This is a genomic window from Micromonospora matsumotoense (assembly GCF_050951065.1).
Classification (GTDB): domain Bacteria; phylum Actinomycetota; class Actinomycetes; order Mycobacteriales; family Micromonosporaceae; genus Micromonospora; species Micromonospora matsumotoensis.
The window spans coordinates 2687411-2713285 of sequence record NZ_CP192025.1 but is presented as its reverse complement, the minus strand read 5'-3'; the positions used below and the strand labels follow the sequence as shown (position 1 = coordinate 2713285).

General features: G+C 73.8%; 4 protein-coding genes. All 4 read left to right on the top strand.

Annotated features, from left to right (window positions below):
* Window positions 1-52 precede the first annotated feature (52 nt).
* The 4 genes from ACQP1S_RS12020 to ACQP1S_RS12005 are packed head-to-tail and all read left to right on the top strand — an operon-like array spanning window position 53 to window position 25864.
* Window positions 53-4459: an amino acid adenylation domain-containing protein gene (locus ACQP1S_RS12020; RefSeq protein WP_432906233.1), complete on the top strand. Its 4407-nt coding sequence runs from the start codon at window positions 53-55 to the stop codon at window positions 4457-4459.
* Window positions 4456-14892 carry an amino acid adenylation domain-containing protein gene (locus ACQP1S_RS12015; RefSeq protein ID WP_432906230.1) on the top strand — a complete coding sequence of 3479 codons (10437 nt, stop codon included), beginning with the start codon at window positions 4456-4458 and terminating at the stop codon, window positions 14890-14892. Before ACQP1S_RS12020 ends, ACQP1S_RS12015 begins: the two co-directional genes overlap by 4 nt.
* Window positions 14889-25658, top strand: coding sequence for an amino acid adenylation domain-containing protein (locus ACQP1S_RS12010; RefSeq protein ID WP_432906227.1), 10770 nt, complete (start codon window positions 14889-14891; stop codon window positions 25656-25658). Before ACQP1S_RS12015 ends, ACQP1S_RS12010 begins: the two co-directional genes overlap by 4 nt.
* On the top strand, window positions 25655-25864 hold the full coding sequence (locus ACQP1S_RS12005; RefSeq protein ID WP_432906224.1) for an MbtH family protein: 210 nt from the start codon (window positions 25655-25657) through the stop codon (window positions 25862-25864). Before ACQP1S_RS12010 ends, ACQP1S_RS12005 begins: the two co-directional genes overlap by 4 nt.
* The last annotated feature ends 11 nt before the right edge of the window (window positions 25865-25875 follow it).

Below are 25875 nucleotides of genomic sequence, written 5' to 3'. Positions count from 1 at the left end.
GGGCAGGCTTACCTTACTGACTCCGACCGCCCCGGCCCTCAGGAGCGACTGTATGCAGATCATCGGTGGCAGCACCGGCGGCACCGTGGCGGACCGGGAGGCGTACTCCAGTGGCGGCCCGTTGACCGTCGCCCCGACCACACTCCCGGACGCCTTCGCGGAGATGGCGCGACGTCGCCCCGACGCGGTGGCGGTGGTCTTCGAAGACACCGAGGTCAGTTACGCCGAGTTGGACGCCAGGGCCAACCGGCTGGCGCACGCGCTCGTCGCCCGGGGGCTGGGCCCGGACCGGGTGGCCGGGCTCGCCGTGCCGCGCTCGGTCGACATGATCGTGGCGGAGCTGGCCGTGCTGAAGGCCGGCGGCGCCTACCTTCCGCTGGACCCGGCCGACCCGGCCGAACGGCTCGCCTACCTGGTCGGCGACGCGCGACCGGTCTGCCTGGTCACCACCTCCGAGTCGGCGGACCGGCTGCCCCGAGCCGACGGTGTGCCCCGGCTGCTGCTCGACGCCCCCGAGGTGGTGGCCGAGCTGGCGGACGCGCCGACCGACGACCCCGAACGGCCCGGCCTGCGGGTCGAGCACGCCGCCTACGTCATCTACACCTCGGGCTCGACCGGCCGACCCAAGGGCGTGCTGCTCACCCACACCGGCGTGGCCAAGCTGCTCTCCACCCAGTTCGAGCGGTTCGGGCTCACCCCCGACGTCCGGGTCCTGCACTTCGCCTCGCCGAGCTTCGACGTGGCGTTCTGGGATCTCTGCCTGGCCCTGCTCTCCGGTGGGCGGCTGGTCATCGTCCCCGCCGACCGCCGCGTCGCCGGGCCGGCACTCACCGAGTACGCGACCCGGCACCAGGTCAACTTCATGATTCTGCCGCCTGCGCTGCTGGCCGCGCTGCCCCCGGAGTGTGACCTGCCACCGGGCATCCTGTTGGCCGGCACCGAACGGGTGTCGCCGGAACTGGTCGCCCGCTGGGCGCGGGGTCGCCGCATGTTCAACGCGTACGGCCCGACGGAGGCCACCGTCAACTCCACGCTGGGCGAGTGTGACCCGGAGCGGATCGACAGCTCCTCGGTGCCGATCGGACGCCCCGACCCGGGCACCGACGCCTACCTGCTCGACGACGCGTTGCGGCCGGTCGGGCCCGGGGTGCCCGGCGAACTCTACCTCGCCGGTCCGGGCCTGGCCCGCTGCTACGTCAACCGCCCCGACCTGACCGCCGAGCGGTTCCTCGCCGACCCGTACGGCCCACCCGGGCAGCGGATGTACCGCACCGGTGACGTGGCAAGCTGGCGGGCCGACGGACGGCTCGACTTCCTCGGGCGGGTCGACGACCAGGTGAAGGTGCGCGGATACCGCATCGAGCTGGGTGAGATCGAGTCGGTGCTGGCCCGCCACCCGAGCGTCGGCCAGGTCACCGTGCTCGCCCGCGAGGACCGCCCGGGTGACGTACGGCTGGCGGCCTACGTCGTCCCGGGCGCGGACGACGCACCGCAGGAACGGGCCGACAGTCAGGTCGCCGAGTGGAAGGAGCTGCACGAACTGCTCTACCAGGCCGGCCGGGTCGAGCGCTTCGACGAGAACTTCACCGGCTGGAACAGCAGCTTCGACGGCTCGCCCATCCCGTTGGCGCAGATGCGCCAGTGGCGGGACGCCACCGTCGACCGGATCCGGTCGCTGCGGCCCCGGCGGGTCCTGGAGATCGGCGTCGGTAGCGGACTGCTGCTGTCGCGACTCGCCCCGCAGTGCGAGAGCTACTGGGGGCTGGACCTCTCCGAGCAGGCCATCGACACGTTGCGGGCCGCGGTGGCGACGATCCCGGGGCTCGACGAACGGGTCACGCTCCGCGCCCAGCCGGCCCACGACCTTGCGGGGGTGCCGGCCGGCTGGTTCGACACGGTCGTCATCAACTCGGTGGTGCAGTACTTCCCGAGCGCCGACTACCTGACCCGCGTGCTGCGCGCGGCAGCCGAACGACTCGCCCCCGGTGGGGTGATCTTCGTCGGTGACGTCCGCAACCTGCGCCTGCACCGGATGTTGCACGAGGCGATCCAGACCAGCCGGGGCGTGGCCGCCACCGAGCGGGACGCCGCCGTCGAGGCGGCGGTCCGCACCGAACGCGAACTGCTGCTCGACCCGGACTACTTCGCCGCGCTGCCGACCGGGACGATCCGGGGTGTCGAGGTGTGGGTCAAGCGGGGCGACTACGACAACGAGCTGAGCCGCTACCGCTACGACGTGGTGCTGACCACCGCGTCCGGGCCCGCGCCCCCGCCCGAGACGACGTACGCCTGGACGGGGCGCCTGGACGGCGTACGCGACCAACTGGCCCACGGCCCGCAGCGGCTGCGGGTCACCGGGGTGCCGAACGCGCGCCTGGGTGGAGGACCCGCCCCGTCCGTCGAGGACCTCCACGCACTGGCCGACGCGTCCGGCTACCGGGCCGCGGTGACCTGGGACGGCTCCTCGACCGGCGGGGACCTGGACGTCGTCTTCCAACGCGGCGCGGAACCCCGCCACGTCTACCGTCCCGGCGCGGCGGTCGCGCACGCCAACACCCCGGCCGCGGTCGCCGACCCGGCGGCGCTGGTGAAGGCGCTGCGCCTGCACGCCGAGTCCTGGCTGCCCAGCTACATGGTGCCGACCGGCTTCGTGCTGCTCGACCGGCTGCCGGTGCTGACCAGCGGCAAGCTCGACCGGGCCGCACTGCCCGCACCGGACTACGCCGCCCAGGCCACCGGCACCGCGCCCCGCACGCCCCGGGAGAAGGTGCTCTGCGAGCTGTACGCGGACGTCCTGGGCGTCCCCGGGGTGGGCATCGAGGACGACTTCTTCAGCCTGGGCGGGGACAGCATCGTCTCCATCCAGTTCGTGCTGCGCGCCCGCGCGGCGGGGCTGGTGTGCACCTCACGCCAGGTGTTCGAGCTTCGGACGGTGGCCGCGCTGGCCGAGGTCGTCACCGACCTCGACACCGGGACCCGGGACCGGCCCGACGACGGTGTCGGCGACGTTCCGTTCACGCCGATCCTGCGCTGGCTCGACGAGACCGGCGGCCCGATCGACGCGTTCAGCCAGTCGATCGTGCTCGCCACTCCGGCGGGAGCCACCGAAGCTGACCTGGCCGCCGTGCTGACCGCGCTCACCGACCGGCACGACCTGCTGCGCGCGCGGCTCGTCCGCGCCACCCCCGCGACGCCGGGCCGGCTGCACGTCGCGCCGCGCGGCACCGGTCGCCCGTGGCTGCGGCGGGCCGCACCCGGCGCGGTGATCGAGGCCGAGGAGCAGGCCGCCGCCGGCCGGCTCGACCCCGAGCGGGGTGTCATGGCCCAGGCCGTCTGGTTCGACCGCGGGCCCGCCGCGCCGGGCCGGTTGCTGCTGGTCATCCACCACAGCGTCGTGGACGGCGTCTCCTGGCGGATCCTGCCGGCCGACCTCGCCACCGCCTGGGAGCAGCGGACGGCGGGGCGTACCCCGGTCCTGGAACGCACCGGCACGTCCTTCCGGCGGTGGGCCACCGACCTCACCGAGGCGGCCCGGCGACCGGAACGCACCGCGGAACTGGCGCTGTGGCAGGGCATCCTGACCGGCGCGGACCCGGCGTTGACGCCGCGCCCGCTGCGGCCGGTGGACGACCTCGCCACGGTCGCCCGGCACACCGTGCGGCTGCCCGCCGCGACCACCGAGCCGGTGATCACCACGGTCGCCGCCGCCTTCCACGCCGGCATCAACGACGTGCTGCTCACCGCGCTCGCCCTGGCGATGATCGACTGGCGGACCCGGCGCGGAAAGGGCACCGAGCGCTCGGTGCTGATCGCGTTGGAGGGGCACGGCCGGGAGGAGCAGGTCGTCACGAATGCCGACCTCACTCCGGCGCTCGGCTGGTTCACCACCGTCTTTCCCGTCCGCCTCGACCCCGGTGACATCGACGTCGCCGACGCGCTGGCCGGTGGGCCGAGCGCCGGCACCGCGCTGAAGCGGCTCAAGGAGCAGCTGCGGGCCATCCCGGACCACGGCATCGGGTACGGGATGCTGCGCTACCTCAACCCGGACACCGAGCCCGAGCTGGCCGCCCGCCCCGCGCCGCAGGTCAGCTTCAACTACCTCGGCCGGTTCACCGCCTCGTCCGGCGACGGCGGGAACTGGACGCCGGTGGCGGGGCACGGCATCCTGGCCGGCGGGTTCGACCTCGGCATGCCGGTCGCCCCGTACACCCTGGAGATCAACGCGTACGTGCAGGACACCACGGCCGGCCCGGAGTTGGGTGTGACCTGGGCGTACCCGCGTGACCTGCTGGACGACGCGGCGGTGGCCGACCTGGCCGCGACCTGGTTCGCCGCGCTGGAGGCGCTCGTCGTGCACGCCCGTGGCCCGGCCGCCGGCGGGCTCACCCCGTCCGACCTGACGCTGACGCTCAGCCAGGACGAGATCGACGAGTTCGAGGCCGAATGGGAGCTTTCGTGACCGCGACCGCCACCCCCGGGCAGGCCTCCGGGATCGCCGACATCCTGTCGCTCACCCCGCTACAGGAAGGGCTGTTGTTCCACGCGCAGCTCGCCGCGGACGGCCCGGACGTCTACACCGGGCAGTTGACCGTCGCCCTGGACGGACCACTGGACGCCGAGCGGCTGCGGGCCGCCGGACAGGCTCTGCTCCACCGTCGGCCCAACCTGCGGGTGGCCTTCCGCCGCCGCAAGAACGGGCAGTTCGTGGCCGTGGTGCCGCGGGACGTCCCGCTGCCCTGGGCCACGCTGACCCTGACCGAGGACGATCTCCCCGGGTTCCTCGACACGGACCTCGCGACCCGGCTCGACCCGGCGACCGCCCCGTTGCTGCGGATGACCCTGATCCGCCTCGGTCCGCACCGGCACCGGCTCGTGATCACCCACCACCACCTGCTGCTCGACGGGTGGTCGGTGCCGTTGCTGCTGGACGAGCTGATCGCCCTCTACCGGGGCGGCCAGCTGCCGGCGCCGGCCGACTTCCGCGACTACCTCGCCTGGACCGCCGCCCAGGACCGCCCGGCGGCCGAGGCCGCGTGGCGCGAGGCACTGGCCGGGCTGGACGGGCCGACCCTGCTGGCCGGCCGTCCGCCGGCCCACGCGGTCGTCCCGGAGCGCCTGGTGCGTGACCTCCCGGTCGCACTGACCGCTCGGCTCACCGCCCTCGGCCGGGCCCGTGGGCTCACCCTGAACACGGTGGTCCAGGGGGCCTGGGGAATCGTGGTCGGGGCGCTGACCGGACGCGACGACGTGGTGGTCGGGGCCACCGTCGCCGGTCGACCGCCGGACCTCCCCGGTGCCGACACCATGATCGGCCTGTTCATCAACACCATCCCGGTACGCGTCACCCTGGACCCGGCCCTACCGGTGGCGACCGTGCTACGCCGCCTGCAGGACGGGCAGGTGCGGCTGATGGAGCATCAGCACCTCGGGTTGGCGGAGATCCAACGGCTGGCCGGGCACGGCGAGCTGTTCGACACCCTGACGGTCTTCGAGAACTATCCGCTGGGCGAGTCGCTGCCTGCGCCGGCCGACGGGGTACGCGTCACGGGCGCGGCCGTCCGTGACTGCGCGCACTATCCCCTGACCCTGACCGCGCGTCCCGGCCACCGGCTGCACCTCGATCTGGAGTACCGCGCCGACCTGATCGACCGGGACGCCGCCGGGACGCTGCTGGACCGGCTGACCCTGGTGCTGACCCGGATCTGCGACACCCCGGACGCGCCCCTCGCCACCGTCGACGTGCTGACCCCGGTGGAACGGGACCGCGTCCTGCGTGACTGGAACGACACCGCCAGGCCGGTGCCCGACACCACCATCAGTGCGCTGTTCCACGAGCAGGCGACCCGGACGCCCACCGCTGTCGCTCTCGTCGCGGACGGACGCGAGTGGACGTTCGCCGAGGTGGAGCGCTGGGCCGCCGGACTGGCCGGGGCGTTGCGCAGGCGCGGCGTCGCGCCCGGCGATCGGGTCGCGCTCGCGCTGCCCCGGGCGCTCACCGTGCCGGCGGTGCTCGGCGTGCTCGACAGCGGTGCGGCGTACCTGCCGCTGGACGCGTACCAGCCGACCGACCGGGTCGCCGCGATGCTGGACGACGCCCGGCCGGCGATCCTGGTCACGACCGGCGACGTCGATGTGCCGTGGACCGGTCCCCGGCTGGTGGTGGGTGCGGCGGTGCCGGAGGCGGAGCCGTTCGTGGGCGCGCCGTCGGCGGACGATCCCGCGTACGTGATCTTCACGTCAGGGTCGACGGGGCGACCGAAGGGTGTGGTGGTGCCGCACCGGGGCATCGTGAACCTGTTCGCCTCGCATCGGGAACGGTTCATGACCGGCCCGAAGCGCCGGGTCGCGCACGTCGCGTCGTTCACCTTCGACGGGTCGTGGGAACCACTGATCTGGCTGCTCGACGGGCACACCCTGCACGTCGTCGACTCCGATGTCTACCATGACGCCGCCGCACTGGTCAGCTACCTGCGTCAGCAGCGGATCGACGTGTTGGACGTGACGCCCACGTTCCTGCGGGAGCTGGTGGCGGCGGGTGTGTTGGACGCGGGTCTGAGTGTGCTGTTCGTCGGTGGTGAGGCGATCGACGGGCAGCTGTGGCAGCGGGTGTCGGCCACGCCGGGACTGGCCTGTCACGACCTGTACGGCCCCACGGAGGCGTCCGTGGACGCCTACGGGTGGGACGGTCCGGGCCGGTCGGCGTACCGGTTGCGCAACGTGCGGACCTATCTGCTCGACGCCGGGTTGCGGCCGGTGGCACCGGGGGTGCTCGGCGAGTTGTATGTCGCCGGGGCCGGGCTGGCGCACGGCTACCTGCACCGGACGGGGTTGACGGCGGAGCGGTTCGTGGCCGACCCGTTCGGCCCGGCAGGCGCACGCATGTACCGCACCGGAGACCTGGCCCGATGGAACCCCGCCGGGGTACTGGAGATCGCCGGCCGCGCCGACGGACAGGTCAAGATCCGCGGCTACCGCATCGAACTGGGCGAGATCGAGGCCGCCCTCGGCCAGGCCGGCGTGGGTCAGGCCGCCGTCGTGGTCCGCGACGCCCGGCTGGTCGCGTACGTGGTGGGTGGGCCGGTCGACCTCGACCGGTTGCGGGCGACGGTGCCGGACTACATGGTTCCCTCGGCGTTCGTCGAGCTGGATGCGTTGCCCCGGACGGTGGCGGGCAAGCTCGACGTGGCGGCGTTGCCGGCTCCGGACTTTGCCGGATCGGGAATGGGTCGGACCGCCCGCAACAGCCGCGAACAACGCCTGTGTGACCTGTTCGCCGAGGTGCTGGGGCTGCCGTCGGTGGGCATCGACGACGACTTCTTCGCGTTGGGCGGCCACTCGTTGCTGGTGATGCGCCTCGCCGGCCGGGTGCGCGCCGTCCTCGGCGTGGAGCTGCCGGTCCGGGCCGTGTTCGACACGCCGACGGTCGCGGGCCTGCTGCCAAGGCTCGTCGCGTCGGGCCGGACCCCGTTGGTGGCAGGGCCACGACCGGATCGGGTGCCGCTGTCGTTCGCCCAACAACGGCTGTGGTTCCTCTACCGCCTCGAAGGACCGAACCCGACCTACAACATCCCGATCGCCTGGCGACTGCGCGGTCGCCTCGACGCCGACGCGTTGATCGCCGCCGTCGGTGACGTGGTCGCCCGACACGAAGCCCTCCGCACCGTCGTCAGCGATCAGGACGGCGGCGAGCCGTACCAGCGGGTCCTGCCCGCCGAAAAGGTCGCGGTGCCGGTGGCGGAGATCGCCGAGGCGGACCTCCCCGCACGGCTCGCGGAGATCGGGGCGTACGGATTCCGCCTCGACCACGAGCCCCCACTGCGCGCCCGGCTCTTCCGGATCGCCCCGGACGAGCACGTGTTGCTCCTGCTGCTGCACCACATCGCCGGCGACGAATGGTCGGATGTGCCGCTGCGCCGGGACATCGTGGCCGCCTACACCGCCCGCTGCGCCGGACTGGTGCCCGCGTTCCCGCCCCTGCCCGTGCAGTACGCCGACTTCGCGCTGTGGCAGCGCGCAGAGTCGGGCACGCTCGCCGCGCAGGTCGACGGATGGCGGGATGCCCTGGCCGGGCTGCCCGAGGAGTTGGATCTGCCGGCCGACCGGCCCCGCCCGGCGCAGGCCAGTCACCGGGGCGACGTGGTCGGCTTCACGCTGCCCGCCGAGGTGGCCGAACGGCTGCGGGTGCTGGCCCGGTCGACCGGGACCTCCATGTTCATGGTGGTGCAGGCGGCGGTGGCGGTGCTGCTGTCACGCCTGGGCGCAGGCACCGACGTACCCCTGGGCGCGCCGGTCGCAGGCCGACCGGACACCGCCCTGGACGACCTGGTCGGCTTCTTCGTGAACACGCTGGTGCTACGCACCGACACCTCGGGTGACCCGTCCTTCCGGGAACTACTGGCCCGGGTACGGGAGACCGACCTCGCCGCGTTCGACCGCCAGGACGTACCCTTCGAGCACCTGGTCGAGGCACTGAACCCCGCACGGTCGCTGGGCCGGCACCCGCTGTTCCAGACGATGGTCTCCTACCTCGGCGAGGCCGACCGCACCTGGCACCTCGGGGCGCTGCGGGTGGAGACCGAGCGGGTGCGCCAGCACGTCGCGATGTTCGACCTGTCCTTCGACTTCTTCGAGACCCGCACTGGCGTCCGTGGCGAGCTGGAGTACGCGACCGACCGGTACGACCGGTCCTCCGCCCAGACGCTGGTCGAGCGGTTGCAGCGGGTCCTCGCCACGGTCGCCGCCGACCCGGCGGCGGTGGTCAGCCGGATCGACGTGCTCGCCCCGGCCGAGCGTTCCCGGCTGTTGGCCGTGGAGCCCACCGCACCGATCCCTGCCTGCTCCATCGTGGAGCTGTTCGTCGCGCAGGCAGTCGCCAGCCCCGACGCGGTGGCCCTGGTCTCCGGCGGACGTACCTGGACGTTCGCCGAACTGGACGACTGGTCGTCGCGGCTCGCCGGCGCGCTGACCCCGTACGCCGGCGGCCTCGTCGCGCTGGCCACCTCCCGCCCGCTCACCGTCCCGGCGATTCTCGGCGTGCTCAAGGCGGGTGCGGCGTACCTGCCGCTGGACGCGTACCAGCCGACCGACCGAGTCGCGGCGATGCTGGACGACGCCCGGCCGGCGATCCTGGTCACGACCGGCGACGTCGATGTGCCGTGGACCGGTCCCCGGCTGGTGGTGGGTGCGGCGGCGCCGGAGGCGGAGCCGTTCGTGGGCGCGCCGTCGGCGGACGATCCCGCGTACGTGATCTTCACGTCAGGGTCGACGGGGCGACCGAAGGGTGTGGTGGTGCCGCACCGGGGCATCGTGAACCTGTTCGCCTCGCATCGGGAACGGTTCATGACCGGCCCGAAGCGCCGAGTCGCGCACGTCGCGTCGTTCACCTTCGACGGGTCGTGGGAACCACTGATCTGGCTGCTCGACGGGCACACCCTGCACGTCCTCGACGACGACGAGTACCGCGATGCGGGTGCGCTCGTGTCGCGGCTGCGTGAACAGCACATCGACGTGCTGGACGTGACGCCCACCTTCCTGCGGGAGCTGGTGGCGGCGGGTGTGCTGGACGCGGGTCTGAGTGTGCTGTTCGTCGGTGGTGAGGCGATCGACGGACAGCTGTGGCAGCGGGTGTGCGCCACCCCGGGGCTGACCTGCCACGACCTGTACGGCCCGACCGAGGCATCCGTGGACGCCTACGGGTGGGACGGTCCGGACCGGTCGGCGTACCGGTTGCGCAACGTGCGGACCTATCTGCTCGACGCCGGGTTGCGGCCGGTGGCACCGGGGGTGCTCGGCGAGGTGTACGTCGCCGGGGCCGGCTTGGCACACGGGTACCTCAATCGGGCGGGGCTCACCGCCGAGCGGTTCGTGGCCGACCCGTTCGGTCCCTCGGGTGCACGCATGTACCGCACCGGGGACCTCGCCCGGTTCAACCGGGACGGGGTGCTGGAGTTCGCCGGCCGCGCCGACGGGCAGGTCAAGATCCGCGGCTACCGCATCGAGGTCGGCGAGATCGAGGCCGCCCTCGGCCAGGCCGCCGTCGTCGTCCGTGACGGCCGACTCGTCGCGTACGTGGTGGGTGGACCGGTCAACACCGACCGGCTACGGGCCACTCTGCCCGATTACATGATCCCGTCGGCATTCGTCGAGGTCGACGCGTTACCCCGCACCATCGCCGGCAAGCTCGACGTGACCGCACTGCCCACCCCGGACTTCTCCACGCTGGTCGGCGGCACCCCCGCCCGCAACAGCCGCGAACAACGCCTGTGCGACCTGTTCGCCGAGGTCCTGGGCCTGCCGTCGGTCGGCATCGACGACGACTTCTTCGCCATGGGCGGTCACTCGTTGCTGGTGATGCGCCTCGCCGGCCGGGTGCGCGCCGTCATGGGCGTGGAGTTGCCGGTCCGGGCGGTGTTCGACGCGCCGACCGTGGCGGGTCTGCTGCCGAGGCTGGTCGGATCGGGTCGAGCGCCGTTGGTGGCACGGCCACGCCCGGACCGGGTGCCGTTGTCGTTCGCCCAACAACGGTTGTGGTTCCTGTACCGCCTCGAAGGACCGAACCCGACCTACAACATCCCGATCGCCTGGCGACTACGCGGCCGGCTGGACGCTGACGCGTTGGTCGCGGCGGTCGGTGACGTGGTCGCCCGGCACGAAACCCTCCGCACCATCTTCCCGGACGTCGACGGGACCCCCTACCAGCGCATCCTCCCGCCGGATGCCGTCCCGGTCGCGTTCCACGAGGGCGGCGACGTCGACGCCGCCGCCGCGCACCCGTTCGCGCTCGATCGGGAGCCGCCGCTGCGGGTCGACGTGTTCCGGGTGGCGCCGGACGCGCACGTGTTGCTCCTGCTGCTGCACCACATCGCCGGCGACGAATGGTCCGACGAACCGCTGCGCGCCGATCTCACCACGGCGTACGAGGCACGCCGCGCCGGACACGCCCCGGCGTGCCGACCGCTCCCCGTGCAGTACGCCGACTTCGCCCTCTGGCAGCGCGAGCAGTCCGCGGGCCTGGCCGAGCAGTTGGAGGCGTGGCGGGAGGCTCTGGCCGGGCTGCCCGACGAGCTGGATCTGCCGGCCGACCGGCCGCGCCCGGCGGAAGCCAGTCACCGGGGCGACCTCGTCGACTTCACCCTGCCCGACATGGTGGCCCGCGACCTGCGCCGCCTGGCCCGCTCGACCGGGACCTCCATGTTCATGGTGGTCCAGGCAGCAGTCGCGGTGCTGCTGTCACGCCTGGGCGCAGGCACCGACGTACCCCTGGGCGCGCCGGTGGCGGGCCGACCGGACGCCGCCCTGGACGACCTGGTCGGCTTCTTCGTGAACACGCTGGTGCTACGCACCGACACCTCGGGTGACCCGTCGTTCCGGGAACTGCTGGCCCGGGTACGGGAGACCGATCTGGCGGCGTTCGACCGGCAGGACGTGCCGTTCGAGCACCTGGTGGAGGCGTTGAACCCGGAGCGGTCGCTGGGCCGGCACCCGCTGTTCCAGACGATGGTCTCCTACCTGCCCGCCGGGGGCGACACCTGGACGCTCGCCGAGCTGACCGGGCGACCCGAACCTGTCGGACACCGTACGGCGATGTTCGACCTCTCCTTCGACTTCGCCGACGCCCCGGACGGCGGCATCGGGGGAAGCCTCGAATTCGCCACCGACCGGTACGACAGCGCCACGGCCCAGACCCTGGTCGAGCGGTTGCAGCGGGTCCTCGCCACGGTCGCCGCCGACCCGTCGGCGGTGGTCAGCCGCATCGACGTCCTGAGCCCGGAGGAACGGGATCGGCTGCTCGACGTCGACGCCAGCGGGACCGTCCCGCCGGGGTCCATCGTGGACCTGTTCGAGGCACAGGCATCGGCCACGCCCACGGCGGTGGCGCTGGTCTCCGGTGGCCGGTCGTGGACGTTCGCCGAGCTGGACGGGTGGTCGTCCCGGCTGGCCGGGGTGCTGGCCGGGCACCGCGTGGGCCGGGGGGACCTGGTCGCGCTCGCGGTTTCCCGCCCGCTCACCGTCCCGGCGATCCTCGGCGTGCTCAGGGCGGGCGCGGCGTACCTACCGCTCGACGCGTACCAGCCGGCCGACCGGATCGCCGCGATGCTCGACGACGCCGCGCCGACGCTGGTGCTCACCACCGGCGACACGCCCCTGCCGCCCGACCCCGCCCACCTGCTGCTCGACGAGCCCGCCCTCTTCGAGGGCCCGATCGGCAGCCCCGCCCGCCCCCGGGCGGACGATCCCGCGTACGTGATCTTCACGTCGGGGTCGACGGGGCGGCCGAAGGGTGTGGTGGTGCCGCACCGGGGCATCGTGAACCTGTTCGCCTCGCATCGGGAACGGTTCATGGCCGGCCCGAAGCGCCGGGTCGCGCACGTGGCGTCGTTCACCTTCGACGGGTCGTGGGAACCACTGCTCTGGCTGCTCGACGGGCACACCCTGCACGTCCTCGACGACGACGAGTACCGCGACGACGCCGCCCTGGTCGGCTACCTCCGCCGCCACCGCCTCGACGTGTTGGACGTGACACCCACCTATCTGCGGGAACTGGTCGCGGCAGGTGTGCTGGACGCGGGTCTGAGTGTGCTGTTCGTCGGTGGTGAGGCGATCGACGGGCAGCTGTGGCAGCGGGTGTGCGCCACGCCGGGACTGGCCTGTCACGACCTGTACGGCCCGACCGAGGCGTCCGTGGACGCCTACGGGTGGGACGGTCCGGGCCGGTCGGCGTACCGGTTGCGCAACGTGCGGACCTATCTGCTCGACGCCGGGTTGCGGCCGGTGGCACCGGGGGTGCTCGGCGAGTTGTATGTCGCCGGGGCCGGGCTGGCGCACGGCTACCTGCACCGGGCCGGGTTGACGGCGGAGCGGTTCGTGGCCGACCCGTTCGGCCCGGCAGGCGCACGCATGTACCGCACCGGAGACCTGGCCCGATGGAACCCCGCCGGGGTACTGGAGATCGCCGGCCGCGCCGACGGACAGGTCAAGATCCGCGGCTACCGCATCGAACTGGGCGAGATCGAGGCCGCCCTCGGCCAGGCCGGCGTGGGTCAGGCCGCCGTCGTGGTCCGCGACGGCCGACTGGTGGCGTACGTGGTCGGTGGACCGGTCGACCTCGATCGGGTGCGGGCCGGGCTGCCGGACTACATGGTCCCGTCGGCGTTCGTCGAGGTGGATGCGTTGCCGCGCACCGTCGCGGGCAAACTCGACGCGGCGGCGCTTCCCGCCCCGGACCTCTCCGAACTGGTCGGCGGCGCGCCCGCCCGCAACAGCCGCGAGCAGGCTCTGTGTGACCTGTTCGCCGAGGTGCTGGGACTGCCGTCAGTGGGCATCGACGACGACTTCTTCGCGCTGGGTGGCGACAGCATCGTCTCGATCCAACTGGTCAGCCGGGCCCGTGCGGCCGGCCTCGGCATCAGCCCACGGGACGTCTTCCGGCACAAGACCCCGGCCGGGCTCGCCCAGGCCGCCACCGTCGACACCACGGTCACCGAGGACCCGCGAGAGGCGTACGGGAACGCGCCGCTCACCCCGGTGATGCGCTGGCTCGCCCAGGTCGACGGCCCGACCACCGGCTACAGCCAGTCGATGCTGCTGCACGCCCCGGCCGGGCTCACCGCCGCCGGGCTGGCCGAGCTGCTGCAGGCGCTGGTCGACCGGCACGACCTGCTGCGCGCCCGGGTGACCGCCGACGGTGTGGAGATCCCCGAGCCCGGCGCGCCGGTCGACGTCGTGCGGGTGGCCCCGTATGACGGGGAGAACCTGCCCGCGATCGCCGCCGCCGCCCGCGACCGGCTCGACCCCGCCCGTGGCGTCATGCTCCAGGCGGTGCTGCTCGAACCCGGGCACGTGCTGCTGGTCGTGCACCACTACGCGGTGGACGGGGTGTCGTGGCGGATCCTGCTGCCCGACCTCGCCGCCGCCTGGGTGGCCGTGCGGGCGGGCCAGCCGGTCACCCTCCCGCCCACCGGCACCTCGTTCCGCCGCTGGGCCCGGGCACTGGACGGGCTCGCCCGCGACGCGAAGACCACGGCGCAGTTGCCGTACTGGACCGAGGTGCTGGCCGGGCCGCGCGCCGTGCTGGGCAGCCGCCCCCTCGACCCGGCCCGCGACCGCACCGGCAGCTGCGACGAGATCACCCTCGAACTGCCGCCGGAGGAGACCCGGCCGCTGCTCACCACGGTGCCCGCCGGCTTCCACGCCGGCGTCGGCGACGTGCTGCTGACCGGTCTCGCGTTGGCGCTGCGACACTGGGCCGGCGGCGCCGGCTGGCTGGTCATGCTGGAGGGGCACGGCCGCGAGGAACACCTGGTGACCGGTGCCGACCTGTCCCGCACGGTCGGCTGGTTCACCAGCGAGTACCCGGTCCGGCTGGACCTCGGCACCGAGCACCCCGGTGACGCCCTGAAGACGATCAAGGAGCGGCTGCGGACGGTGCCGGACAACGGCGTCGGCTACGGCCTGCTGCGCCACCTCAACCCGCAGACCGCCACCGTGCTCGCCGGGTACGACCAGCCACTGATCGGCTTCAACTACCTCGGCCGGTTCGCCGCCGGGAACGCCGAGGAGGGGCCGTGGGAACCGGCCGGCGAGGGGTGGGGTGGCGGCGCCGACGACGGCATGCCCGCCGACTACCCGCTGGAGATCAACGCGACCGCCGAGGACCACGCCGACGGGCCCCGGCTCGTCGCGACCCTCACCTGGCCGAGGGACCTGCTCACCGAGGAACAGGTCCGCGACCTGGCCGGCCACTGGCAGGCGGCGCTGCGAGCGCTGGCCGCCGATCCGGGATCCGGGGGTTACACCCCGTCCGACCTGAGCCTGGTCGAACTGAGCCAGGCCGACATCGACGGCCTTGAGGCCGAATTCGCCGACCTTGCGGCCGAGTGGGAGACGCAGTGACCAAGAAGACCGGGCTCGAGGACGTCCTGCCGCTGTCGCCGTTGCAGGAGGGGCTGCTCTTCCACGCGCTCTACGACACGGACTCCCCCGACGTCTACACCGTGTCGACCACGTTGGAACTGACCGGGCCGCTGGACACCGTCCGGCTCCGCGACGCCGGCCAGGCGCTGCTCGACCGGCACGCCAACCTGCGGGCCGGGTTCCGGCGTACGGCCAAGGGCACCACGGTCGCCGCGATCCCCACCCGGGCGCGGCTGCCCTGGGCCGAGCACGACCTGAGCGGCCTGCCCGAGGCCGGGCGGATTGCCGAACTCGACCGGCTCGCCGTCGCCGACCAGCGACGACGCTTCGACATGGCCCGGCCGCCGCTGCTGCGGATGACGCTGACCCGGCTCGGGAACGACGTCCACCGGCTCACCGTCACGCACCACCACATCCTGCTCGACGGCTGGTCCGCGCCGCTGCTGGTGCGGGAACTGCTCGACCTGTACGCCAGGCCCGGCTCGCTGCCGCCGGTCACCCCCTACAAGGCGTACCTGGCGTGGCTGGCCCGCTGGGACCGGGACGCGGCCACCGCCGCCTGGCGGGAGGCGCTCGCCGGGCTGGACGAACCGACCCGGATGGCGCCCGCCGGCACCACGCCCGAGCCGGTCGTCCCCGGTTCGGTGGAGACCGCGCTGCCGGCCGAGCTGAGCGGCCGGCTCACCGACCTCGCGCGTACCCTCGGCGTCACCCTCAACACGGTGGTGCAGACGGCCTGGGGTCTGCTGCTGGCCCGGCTCACCGGCCGCGACGACGTGGTCTTCGGTGCCGTCGTCTCCGGGCGGCCACCGCAGCTGCCCGGTGTCGAGTCGATGATCGGGCTGTTCATCAACACCGTGCCGGTACGGGTCCGCGTCGACCCGGCCGAGCCGGCCGGCGACCTGCTCGTGCGCGTGCAGGACGAGCAGGCCGCGCTGATGGAGCACCAGTACCTCGGGCTGGCCGACATCCAACGGCTGGCCGGGCACGGTGAGCTGTTCGACACGCTCACCGTCTTCGAGAGCTACCCGGACGACCCGGACGCCGCCGAACCGGTGCCGGGCCTGCGGGTCACCGGGGCGCAGGACGAGGACGCCACCCACTATCCGCTGGTGCTGGTCGCCGAGCCCGGCCCCCGGATCAACCTGGAGATCCGGCACCGCGCCGACGTGTTCGACGCCGACGCCGCCCGCACCATCCTCGACCGGCTGATCCGCGTCGTCACCGCGATCGCCGCCGATCCGGCCGCCCCGGTCGGCCGGATCGACATCCTCGACCCGGCCGAACGCGCTGCCGTCCTCACCGAGTGGAACGGCAGCACGGACGGGATCGTCGCCACCACCTTCCCCCGACGGTTCGCCGACATGGTCGCGGCGTATCCGGAGAACATCGCCGTGATCTGCGAGGACGAGCAGGTCAGCTATGCCGAGCTGGCCGCGCGGTCGGACCGGCTGGCCCGGGCGCTGGCCGCCCGTGGGGTCGGCCCCGGTCACGTCGTCGCGGTGGCCCTGCCGCGCTCCGTCGACCTGGTCACCGCGCTGGTCGGCGTGCTGCGCTCCGGTGCCGCCTACCTCGCGCTCGACCTGGACTACCCGGCCGACCGGCTGCGCTACATGCTGGCGGACGCCGCGCCGACCTGCGTCGTCAGCCGCGCCGACCTGGCCGGAACGCTGCCCGGCGACGTTGCCGTGGTGGACGTGGCCGCGTCCGGACCGGACGTGACGCCGATCGAGCCCGCCGTCTCGGACGCCGCGTACGTCATCTACACGTCCGGTTCGACCGGGCGGCCCAAGGGCGTCGTCGTCACCCACGAGGGCGTCGCGAAGTTGCTCGCCACCCAGCAGCGCCGGCTCGGTGTCACGCACACCAGTCGGGTGCTGTTCTTCGCGTCCCCCAGCTTCGACCTCGCCTACTGGGAGCTGTGCCAGGCGCTGCTGTCCGGCGGCGCGCTGGTGGTGGTCCCGACCGAACTGCGCGTTCCCGGCGCGCCGCTGGTCGACTACCTCACCAAGCACGAGGTCACCCAGCTGGCGCTGCCGCCGTCGGTGCTCAGCGCCCTGCCCGCCGACTGCCGGTTGCCGCTCGGGGTGTCCATGCTGGTCGGCACCGAGGAGGTGCCGGCCCGGCTGGCCGAGCGGTTCGCCGCCGGCCGGCGCATGTTCAACGCGTACGGGCCCACCGAGACCAGCGTCAACGCGACCCTGTGGGAGTGCGCGCCGGTCTCCACCGGCACCGTGCCGATCGGCTATCCGGATCCCGGCCAGTTGGCGTACGTGCTGGACAGCGGGCTGAACCCGGCCCCGCCCGGTGTCGTCGGCGAGCTGTACCTGGGCGGCCTCGGCCTGGCCCGTGGCTACCACCACCGGCCCGGACTGACCGCCGAACGCTTCCTGCCCGACCCGTTCGCCGCGCCCGGCGACCGGATGTACCGCACCGGCGACCTGGTGCGCTGGACCCCGGACGGGGCGTTGGAGTTCGTCGGTCGCGTCGACCACCAGGTCAAGATCCGTGGTTTCCGGGTGGAACTCGGCGAGATCGAGGCTGTCGTCGCTCGCCAGGAGGGCGTCCGGCAGGCCGCAGTCGTGCTACGTACCGACGGTGGCGTCAAGCGGATCGTCGCGTACGTCGTCGGCGACACCGATCTCGGCCGGTTGCGGACGGGCGTCGCCGCCACGCTGCCCGACTACATGGTCCCCGGCGCGTTCGTCGCCCTGGAACGGCTGCCGGTCTCGGTCAACGGCAAGCTGGACCGGGCCGCCCTGCCCGCCCCGGAGTTCACCGCCGACGGCGGCGGGCGTACGCCCCGGACTCCCCGCGAGAAGCTGCTCTGCGACGTCTTCGCCGAGGTGCTGGGGGTGCCCACGGTCGGCATCGACGACGACTTCTTCGCCCTGGGCGGGGACAGCATCATGTCGATGCAGTTGGCCGGCCGGGCCCGGGTCGCCGGACTGGTGGTCTCCCCGCGCCAGGTGTTCCACCAGCGCACCCCGGCCCGGCTGGTGGCCGTCGCCGGCACCGTGACCGGCGTCGACGCGGTCCCGTCGAGCCTGTCCCTGGTGGCCCTCACCGAGGCCGACCGGCGCGAACTGGCCGGCCTCGGCGTCGATGTACGCGAGGTGCTGCCGCTCTCGCCGTTGCAGACCGGCCTGCTGTTCCACAGCCTGCTCGACGACGTCGGCCCGGACGTCTACACCGTCCGCATGGTGGTCGACCTGACCGGGCCGATCGACGCCACCCGCCTGCGCGCCGCCGGTCAGGCGTTGCTCGACCGGCAGGCCAGCCTGCGCGCCTCGTTCCACCACCTCGCCTCCGGCACGGCGGTCAGCGTCGTCCCGGCCACCGTCACCGTGCCGTGGACCGAGGTCGACCTGTCCGGGTTGGACGCCGACGCGAGCCGGGACGCCTGGCAGCGGCTCCTCGCCGAGCAGGGTCGTCGCTTCGACCCGACCATGGCACCGTTGCTGCGCCTGGCTCTGGTGCGTACCGGCGCGAACTCCCACCGGCTCGTGCTCACCCACCACCACCTGCTGCTCGACGGCTGGTCCCGGGGGCCACTGCTGGCCGAGTTGTCCGCGCTGTACCGCGACGGCGATACCGTGCCGCCGGCCGGCCGGCCGTTCCGGGACTACCTCGCCTGGTTGGCCGGGCAGGACCGGCGGACCGCCGAGCACGCCTGGGCCGCCGCGCTCGACGGCCTCGCCGAGCCCACCCGCGTCGCACCCGTCGACGGGCACCGCGCCGCGCTGGCTCCCGAGGTGGCCCAGGTGGAGCTGCCCGAGGACCGGACCGCCGCGTTGACCGCGGGCGCCCGCGCCCGGGGTCTCACCGTCAACACCGTCGTGCAGGCCGCCTGGGGCCTGCTGCTGGCCCGGCTCACCGGCCGCGACGACGTGGTCTTCGGTGCCGTCGTCTCCGGGCGGCCACCGCAGCTGCCCGGCGTCGAGTCGATGATCGGGCTGTTCATCAACACCGTGCCGGTACGGGTCCGCATCGACCCGGCCGAGCCGGCCGGCGACCTGCTCGCGCGGCTGCAGGACGAGCAGGCCGCGCTGATGGAACACCAGTACCTCAGCCTCGCCGACATCCAGCGGATCGGCGGGCACGGCGAGTTGTTCGACACGCTGCTGGTCTTCGAGAACTACCCGGACGGCGACGCCGACGACGACGGGTTGCCGGTCACCGGCACCGACGGGCACGACGCCACCCACTATCCGCTCACGCTGATCGCCGAACCCGGCCCGCGCCTGCACCTCGCCGTGGAGTACCGGCCCGACCTGTTCGACTCCGGGTACGCCACCCGGCTCGTCGAGGCGCTGGTCACCGTCGTGGACGGGCTCGTCGACGGGCTGGACGCCCCGGTCGGCCGGGTCGGCCTGCTCGACCGGGCCGGGCGCGCGGCGATCCTGGCCGCCGGGACCGGTGAGATCCACGAGCTGCCCGGGGCGACCCTGCCGGAGCTGGTGGCCGCACAGGTCGCGGCGACCCCGGATGCGGTCGCGCTGGTCGGCCCGGACGGCGTCGGCGTGACGTACCACGAACTGGACGCGCGCAGCGAGCGGTTGGCCCGGGTGCTGGCCTCCGTCGGCGTCGGACCGGAGACCGTGGTGGCGCTGGCCCTGCCGCGCTCGGTCGAGTTGGTGGTGGCGATCCTCGCCGCTGGTCGGGCCGGAGCCGCGTACCTGCCGCTCGACCTCGACCACCCGGACGCCCGGCTGGCGACGATGCTGGCCGACGCGCGGCCCGTCGCGGTGCTCGCCGTCGACGACACCGCACCGCGCGTCGCCGGGCTGCCGCACGGGGCCGCCCCCATCGTGCTCGACGGACCGCTGGACGACCCGGACGTGCGACTCAGCCCGCCCGGACCACAGCATCCGGCGTACGTCATCTACACCTCCGGCTCCACCGGCGCGCCCAAGGGCGTCGAGGTCGCGCACGCCGGCATCGTCAACCGGCTGCGCTGGATGCAGCACGAGTACGCCCTCGGCGCGGGCGACCGGGTGCTGCAGAAGACCCCGGCCGGTTTCGACGTGTCGGTCTGGGAGTTCTTCTGGCCGCTGGTCACCGGGGCCACCCTCGTCGTCGCCCGGCCGGACGGCCACCGCGACCCGGGCTACCTCGCCGAGCTGATCCAGCGGGAACGGGTCAGCACCGTGCACTTCGTCCCGTCGATGCTCGCGGCGTTCCTCGCCGCGCCGGGCGCGGCCGGTTGCACCACGCTGCGCCGCGTCCTGTGCAGCGGCGAGGCGCTGCCCAGCGTCCTCGCCGACCGGTGCCGGGAGGTGCTGCCCGGTGCCGCCCTGCACAACCTGTACGGCCCGACCGAGGCGTCGGTGGACGTCACGGCGTGGCCGGCCGAGCGGGGCACCGGCACCGGCACGGTGCCGATCGGTGGGCCGGTGTGGAACACCCGGGTGTCCGTGCTCGACACCGCGCTGCGTCCGGTGCCGGTGGGGGTGCCGGGTGAGCTGTACCTCTCCGGGGTGCAGCTGGCCCGGGGTTACCGGGGCCGGCCCGACCTGACCGCCGGCCGGTTCGTCGCCGACCCGTACGGCCCGGCCGGCACGCGCATGTACCGCACCGGTGACCAGGTGCGGTGGTCCGCACCCGGGGTGCTCGACTTCCTCGGTCGGGGCGACGGCCAGGTGAAGATCCGCGGGCTGCGCGTCGAACTGGGCGAGATCGAGGCCACGCTGGCCGGGCAGCCCGACGTGGGTACGGCCGTGGTGCTGCTGCGCGAGGACCGGCCGGGGGTGGCGCACCTGGTCGCCTACCTCACCGTGGCCGGCGCGCTGGACACCGCCGCGCTGCGCGTCCGGCTCGCGGCGCTGTTGCCCGACTACATGGTGCCGTCCGCCTTCGTGGTCCTCGACGCGCTGCCCGTCTCGGTCAACGGCAAACTGGACCGGGCTGCCCTGCCCGCGCCCGACTTCGCCGGCGCGGGCACCGGCACGGCCCCCCGCAACCCGCGCGAACAGCTGCTCGTCGCGCTGTTCGCACAGGTGCTGGCGGTGCCCACGGTCGGCGTCGAGGACGACTTCTTCGGCCTCGGCGGCGACAGCATCATCTCGATCCAGCTGGTCGGTCGGGCCCGTGCCGCCGGTCTGTCGCTGTCGCTGCGGCAGGTGTTCCAGCTGCGGACACCGGCCGCGTTGGCCGCCGCCGCCGAGTCGGCGTTCGTCACCACCACCGGCAGCGGCGCGCTGGTCACGCTCACGGACGAGGAGACCGCCGAGGTCGCCGGGCTGGGCCTGGACGTGGTCGAGGTGCTGCCCCTCGCACCGTTGCAGGCCGGGCTGCTCTTCCACGCCGCGTTCGACGCCGACGGCCTCGACCTCTACACCGTGCAGATCGTCTTCGACCTGCCCGGCGGCGTCGATCCGGCCCGGCTGCGCGCCGCCGGGCAGGCACTGCTGCAGCGGCATGCCAACCTGCGCACGTCGTTCCACCAGCTCGACTCCGGCCGACCGGTCGCGGTGGTGAACCGCGGTGTCACCCTGCCCTGGGCCGAGGCGGACCTCTCCGACCTGCATGACGACCGGCGCGAGGAGGCGTGGCAGCGCTGCCTCGCCGAGGAGGGCCGACGGTTCGATCCGGCGGTCGCCCCGCTGCTGCGGATGATGCTGGCGCGCACCGGTGACGCCTACCGGCTGGTCCTCACCCACCAGCACATGCTGCTCGACGGCTGGTCCCGTGGGCCGCTGATGGACCAGCTCTCCGCGCTGTACGAGGCGGCCGACGGCGGCACCGCCCCGACGCCGTACCGTGACTTCCTCGCCTGGCTGGCCGGGCAGGACCGGCCCGCCGCCGAGCAAGCATGGCGGGCGGCGCTGGCCGGGGTCAGCGACGCCACCCGGCTCGCCCCGGCCGACCCGCAACGGGCACCGGCGGTGCCCGAGCTGGTCGAGCAGGAGCTGACGGAGGCCGTGACCGCGCGCCTGACCAGCCTGGCCCGTTCCCGGGGGCTGACGCTGAACACGCTGGTCCAGGCCGCCTGGAGCATCGTGCTGGGCCGGCTCACCGGCCGGGACGACGTGGTCTTCGGGGTCACCGTCTCCGGCCGGCCGGCGCAGGTGCCCGGGGTGGAGTCGATGATCGGGCTGTTCATCAACACCCTGCCGGTGCGGGTGCGCATCGACCCGGCCGAGCCGGTGGCGGGGCTGCTGACCCGGTTGCAGGACGAGCAGTCGGCGCTGCTCGACCACCAGTATCTCGGGCTGGCCGACATCCAGCGGCTGGCCGGGGTCGGGGAGCTGTTCGACACGCTGCTGATCGTCGAGAACTACCCGGAGCGCTCCGGCGACGGGCCGGAGAGCCTGCTCGCCGCCGTCGACGCGGGTGGGCGTGACGCCACCCACTACCCGCTGACCTGGGTCGTCGACCCCGGTCAGCGGCTGCGGGTGGGCCTGGAGTTCCGGACCGACCTCTTCGCCCCGCCGGTCGCCCGGAGACTGGTCGGCGCGCTCACCGCCGTCCTGACCGCGTTCACCACCGATCCGGACCGCGCGGTGGGCCGCCTCGATCTGGTGTCCGACGAGGACCGCACCGGCGGGACCCCGCCACCGCCGGCCAGCGGCGACGACCCGACGGTGGCGGCCCTGTTCGAACGGCAGGTGGCCGAGTCACCGGACGCGCCCGCCGTCGTCTGCGGCACGGTCCGCTGGACGTTCGCCGCACTCAACGATCGCGCCAACCGGCTGGCCCGGCTGCTGGTCACCCGTGGGATCGGTGCCGAGGACGTGGTGGCGCTGGCCCTGCCGCGCACCGCCGACGCGATCACCGCGATCCTCGCGGTGCTCAAGTGTGGTGCCGCCTACCTGCCGCTGGACCCGGCCTACCCACCGGCCCGGGTCGCCGCGATGCTCGCCGACGCGCGACCCGCCGTGCTGGTCACCGCCGCCGGGGTCGGGGTCACCGCGGACGGGACCGACCACGTCCTGGTCGACGACCCGGCGTTGAGCACGTTCGCCGGGCACGACCTGACCGACGGTGACCGGGTACGCCCGGCCCGCCCCCAGCACCCGGCGTACGTCATCTACACCTCCGGCTCCACCGGACGCCCGAAGGGCGTGGTGGTGACCCACCGCAACCTGGTCAACCTGTTCCACAGTCATCGCGCGCAGCTGCACCTGCCCGCCCGCGCCGCCACCGGCCGCCGTCACCTGCGGGTCGGGCACGCCTGGTCGTTCGCGTTCGACGCCTCCTGGCAACCGCAGCTGTGGCTGCTCGACGGGCATGCCCTGCACATCGTCACCGAGGAGCGGCAACGCGACCCGGAACAGCTCGCCGCGCTGATCCGGGCCGAGGGGATCGACTTCATCGAGCTGACCCCGTCGCACTTCGCGCAGCTCGCCGACGCCGGCCTGATCCGCGACGGGCGCTGCCCCCTCGCCGTGGTCGGTGTCGGTGGCGAGGCGGTGCCGCCCGCGCTCTGGCAGCGCCTCGGCGCGCTGTCCGGCACCGAGGCGTTCAACCTGTACGGTCCGACCGAGGCGACAGTGGACGCGCTCGCGGCCCGGATCGGCGACACCGCGTCCCCCGTGATCGGCCGGGCCGTCGCGGGTGCCCGCGCCTACGTGCTGGACCGGGCCCTGCGACACACCCCGACCGGTATGGCCGGCGAGCTGTACGTCGCCGGAGCCGGCCTGGCACGTGGCTACCTGGGCCGGCCCGACCAGACCGCCGAGCGGTTCCTCGCCGACCCGTACGGCGCGCCGGGTGAGCGGATGTACCGCACCGGTGACCTGGTGCGGTGGACCGAGGACGGTCGGGTGGAGTACCTCGGCCGGGTCGACGAACAGGTGAAGATCCGCGGCTTCCGGGTGGAGCTGGGCGAGATCGAGTCGGTGCTCGCCGCGCAGCCCGGCGTCGCCGAGGCCGTGGTGGTCGCCCGGGAGGACCGCCCCGGGGTACGCCTCCTGGCCGGTTACGTCGTCGGTGCCGAAGGGCTCGACCTGACCGCGTTGCGTGCCGCGGTCGCCGCCGAGCTGCCCGACTACATGGTGCCGTCCACCCTGCTCCGCCTGGACCGGCTGCCCACCCTGGCCAACGGCAAACTGGACCGGGCCGCGCTGCCCGCGCCCGACCTCGGCGCGGCCGGCGGCGGCCGGGCGCCCCGCTCGGACCGGGAACGCGTCCTGGCCGAGGTGGTGGCGGCCGTGCTGGGTCTGCCCTCGGTGGACGTCGAGGCGGACTTCTTCGCGTTGGGCGGCGACAGCATCGTCGCGATGCAGCTCGTCGGCCGGGCCCGTGCGGCCGGCCTGCGGCTCACCCCCCGGCAGGTCTTCGCGGAGCGGACGGTGGCCGGGCTGGCCCTGGCCGCGACCGCCGTCGACCGGACCGGTGGGCGGGCCGCCGACGGGGTCGGCTCGTTCCCGTTGACCCCGGTCATGCGCTGGTTGCGCGAGGTCGACGGCCCGATCGACGGGTTCAACCAGTCCGCGGTCGTGCAGGTCCCGGCGGGTCTCGGGTGGGAGCCGCTGCTGGTCGCGTTGCAGGCCGTCACCGACCGGCACGACCTGCTGCGGGCCCGGCTGGACCGGACCGGCGACTGGTCGGTGACGGTGCCGCCGCCGGGTTCGTCGCGGGCCGCCGACTGGACCGTACGCGTCGACGTGACCGGCCTCGACGAGCGTGGCCTGTGGGACGCGGTCGTCGCGCAGGCGGACATCGCGCAGGCCGGGCTCGACCCGGAGCGCGGGGCGATGATCCGGGCCGCCTGGCTGGACGCCGGCCCGCACCGGCCGGGTCGCCTGCTGCTGCTGGTGCACCACCTGGTGGTGGACGGCGTCTCGTGGCGGGTGCTGCTGCCCGAGATCGGTGCCGCCTGGCGGGACGCGGTCGCCGGCCGTACGCCGCTGACCGCCGCGACCGGCACGTCGTTCCGGCGCTGGGCGACCGGTCTCGCCGAGCGGGCGGCGGACCCGGCACGGGTGGCGGAGCTGCCGAGGTGGGAGCAGATCGTGGGCCGGGGCGACCCGCTGCCGGTCCGCCGTCCACTCGACCCGACGCTCGACGTGGCCGGCACCCTGCGCGACATCACCCTGACCCTGCCCACCGACGTCACCGAGGCCCTGCTCACCCGCGTTCCGGCCGGGCTCGGTGCCGGGGTCAACGACGTGCTGCTGGGCGCGTTGGGGGTGGCCGTCACCCGGTGGCGGGCCGGGCAGGGCGACGCGGGCGACGCGGTGCTCGTCGCGCTGGAGGGCCACGGGCGGGAGGAGCACCTGGTGGACGGGGCCGACCTGTCCGGCACGGTCGGCTGGTTCACCAACATCTTCCCGGTCTGCCTGGACACCGCCGGGATCGACGTGTCGGGCGGTGGCGCGGCGGTGGCCGAGGCGGTGGTGCGGGTCCGCGAGCACCTGGCCGAGCTGCCGGACAACGGCATGGGCTACGGCATGCTGCGCTACCTCAACCCGGTGACCGCGCCCACGCTGGCCGCGCTGCCGCATCCGCCGATCCAGTTCAACTACATGGGCCGGTTCGACTTCCCGGAGGCCGCCGACTGGGAGTTCGCCCCCGAGGCGGAGGCCGCCGAGAACGGTGCCGACGACGCCATGCCCGAGACGTACGAGCTGGTGCTGAACGCCCAGACCGAGGACCGCGCGTCCGGCCCGCAGCTGGTCGCCACCTGGAGCTGGCCGGACGGCGTGTTCGCCGAGGGGTCGGTGGACGAGCTCGCCCGTCTCTGGTTCGACGCCCTGCAAGCCCTGGTAACGCACAACCCCATGAGGAGTATCCGATGAGTACGAACCCGTTCGACAACGCCGACGGCACGTTCCTCGTGCTGGTCAACGACGAGAACCAGCACAGCCTGTGGCCGGTCTTCGCCGAGGTGCCGGCGGGTTGGCGGACCGTACACGGCCCGGCCGACCGGCAGGACTGTGTCGACTACGTCAATGCGCACTGGACCGACATGCGTCCGCAGAGCCTGATCGACGCCGACCGCTGAGCGGCGGCCCG

Coding starts and splice junctions, on each gene's coding strand:
- ACQP1S_RS12020 (WP_432906233.1), top strand. CDS start 53: ATGCAGATCATCGGTGGCAGCACCGGCGGCACCGTGGCGGACCGGGAG.
- ACQP1S_RS12005 (WP_432906224.1), top strand. CDS start 25,655: ATGAGTACGAACCCGTTCGACAACGCCGACGGCACGTTCCTCGTGCTG.